This window comes from Nitrosomonas sp. Nm132 (assembly GCF_900100485.1).
GTDB lineage: Bacteria > Pseudomonadota > Gammaproteobacteria > Burkholderiales > Nitrosomonadaceae > Nitrosomonas.
Genome location: NZ_FNDH01000101.1, coordinates 1 through 2,615 on the forward strand (window position 1 = coordinate 1; position 2,615 = coordinate 2,615).

At 47.6% G+C, this 2,615-nt stretch carries 4 protein-coding genes; 1 reads left to right on the forward strand and 3 read right to left on the reverse strand.

The annotated features are described in order from the left end of the window. Positions 1 to 580 precede the first annotated feature (580 nt). On the forward strand, positions 581 to 754 hold the full coding sequence (locus BLP80_RS15810) for a hypothetical protein (RefSeq protein ID WP_176754398.1): 174 nt from the start codon (positions 581 to 583) through the stop codon (positions 752 to 754). Positions 755 to 761: 7 nt separating this feature from the next. Here the strand turns inward: BLP80_RS15810 and BLP80_RS14715 are convergent, their stop codons facing one another. The 3 genes from BLP80_RS14715 to BLP80_RS14730 form a co-directional block, all read right to left on the reverse strand. After that, the gene (locus BLP80_RS14715) at positions 762 to 1,277 is read right to left on the reverse strand and encodes a type II toxin-antitoxin system YhaV family toxin (RefSeq protein WP_090544479.1); all 516 of its coding nucleotides are present in this window, start codon (positions 1,275 to 1,277) and stop codon (positions 762 to 764) included. Then, a complete protein-coding gene (locus tag BLP80_RS14720; RefSeq protein WP_090544481.1) occupies positions 1,274 to 1,603 on the reverse strand; it encodes a type II toxin-antitoxin system PrlF family antitoxin in 330 nt (109 codons plus the stop codon). Before BLP80_RS14720 ends, BLP80_RS14715 begins: the two co-directional genes overlap by 4 nt. Before the next feature lie 609 nt (positions 1,604 to 2,212). Then, positions 2,213 to 2,615: IS5 family transposase (locus BLP80_RS14730; protein ID WP_143002331.1), on the reverse strand; the 403-nt coding region annotated here is incomplete at its 5' end.

The following is a 2,615-nucleotide window of genomic DNA, read 5'->3' on the forward strand; positions in this document are numbered from 1 at the left end:
TTGCCAAATGTTTTGGCATTCAAACCATGCTGACGACAATAAGCCCTTTGCGATAAGCCGCTAACCTGCCAGGCTCCTATATGGTTTTGTTTGAGTAGCATTAATGCCATCAATTATCTCCCTGAAATATGTCTGGGGATAATAATGGACTGGATTATCTGTGTTTAGATGGACGCGCTGAACGCTTACAGAAGAATGACTGAGTAGTACGCTAGTACTCAAGATCGCGACCGAGTCCGTCGAGTTATTCCAAAACATCCGTACTAAAAGCTACCAATTGGCCCAATCCCTCGTTCCGTAGCTGACTCGTCCCTTTATCTACTCGGCGCCGCCTCACTGAGGAAAATACGATGGTAGACTTCAAAAAGCTAAAATGTATCAATAACACTGAAAATAGCGATGTCATACTCATACTCGCCATCAGATCTACTGCCTCCTGCCTGTTTTCGCTTCCGCGATCATGCTTCGGAGCACCACCAGGTCAAATTAAAAATTCAATCGCGGAATTTGGGTTGAATTGTAAATTTACTTTTTAGCCAGAGGCTGCATTTTGGTAGTGGTCAGGGCCTCTGAGTGTCCAATGCTGCCTACTCGTGGACAAGGACAAGAAGAGCACACTCAGCATGAAATTCTGCCTTTCCATTTTGCACGCGATACACCTCATCGATTATCAGGCAATGCAGGCGGAGTTGAGATTAACTGCCGAACCGAATCGCTAGATGAGCGTGATCGCACCGGCTTGGGCACTAGTTGAGGGATTGTCAAGGCTGGGCAACTGCAGCTTTCGCAACTACTTGCCGTATACGATCGAACTCTGCGCGCGCTTCGAACAGGAGCCGATCCCAATCGTCGGGCGGATGACCACTTTCCAGCATCTTGCGAAAGACCCGGTAAGCATCATCGCTGCTCTCGTAAGTTCGCTTAGTGTCTTCATCATTCACCCAGGCGTAAACGATAACCTTGCTCGGGGCGTGATAACGGAAAAATAGGCGGTACTGCTGAAAGAATTTTGCACGAAACCAGTGCTTGTGCTCCTCACCAAGAGTATTGCCCTGTCGGTATTCGGGCCTTGCCGGGTCCTGTGGAATAACCTCAAATGCCAGCTTGGCAATCGCTGCCAGCCGCTTGACAGCGTTCTTCTTGGTGAAGCTACCCGGATCTTTCTGCTTGAGTTCTTCGACTTGCTGAGTCAGTGCTTCGAGTTGATTAAGAAACAGCGGATGGGCAAAGATCGCCCAATCGTTGATGACTAAGGGGACTGGCTTACCCCCGCTCATTCATCATCTTCCGATAATGCTGCGTCCAGATCGACTTCAATGCCGCTAACCAGCGACTGAATGCGCTGAGCAAGACCAGCGTCGACAGCCCGGAGCCGTTCCGGATGACTGGCAATGTCGTGCGCCAGAAAACTAAGGAACTGCTCAAGCACCGGATCATCATCTTCAGTGGCAGTAGCGCGCGTGAGCACTACTTCACCATTTTGGCGGATGGTGTAGTGGATCTTGTCGCGCTTACCGAGCTTGAGCGCACGGCGGACAGTTTCCGGCACCGTGGTCTGGTAGCGGTCAGTGAGGGTAGATTCGACTTCGAGCATAGCAGCCATAACACTCTCCCATGAATAGGTTGAATGTATGAATAATAATGCACCCGCATTGTGATGTCAATGCAATTGCATTACCTAATCGTCTTCACCCAATAGTGTGCAAGTGGGTGTTCTTTTGCTTGTGGAGTCTGGGTGAACAGGGATGACTGTGCAGGGTAACTCCGAGTAAGGATCACCGCTCTAACGGATTTGGGTCTTAGCAATTGAACCAAAGCTCACAATCACTCAACACTCACCAAATAAAACGAGCAAACTCCTGATAAGATAATGGCCAGATAAGGGCTTTATGTAGCTCTCCGCAACAGTTAACACTGTTCTGAATGCGATCATATAGCGCCTTTGTTTATTTCTACTTTATGATCTGTAATTTACAGCCTGATGGAAGATGATATGTCGAATTATCAATATTCTTTTTTTGGGTTTGTACTATTCCTTGTTTCCACGACCGTGTTGTCTCAATCGTTTGAATATCAGGGCACGTTATGTGAATTAGAATTGGGAAAAATTCTGATGAGCCCCGAAGCTGTAGAGTTGGAAAAAATTCGGGATGAGGTAAAAAAGTCAGAGTCAGAACAATTCCATACTTATTTTCTAGGGTCTGTTGACATTTCACATAGGTAGCCACAGGTATCCACACGCGATAGCTACCATACTTTCGTAATTTCTCTTGAGTTTGTCGTATCGTGTTGCTATTGCCCGATACTGCTTTAGTCGTGGAAAGGCGTTTTCCACCAAATGCCGGTACCTATACAAGCCCCAATCCATATCTGCGTTACCCTTCAGCGAATTGCGCTTTCTTGGGATCACGGCCCTGGCTCCTTTCTTTATGATCTGCTCACGTATGCACTCACTGTCATAGCCCTTATCCGCTACAATCGCCTGCGCATCAGGTAACTTGGCAATCAGCTCCGGTGCCACAGAGCAATCATTCACATCTCCACCGGTAATTTCAAATTCAACCGGCAAACCACAACCATCAACAGCAAGGTGGATCTTCGTAGTGTTGCCAGCA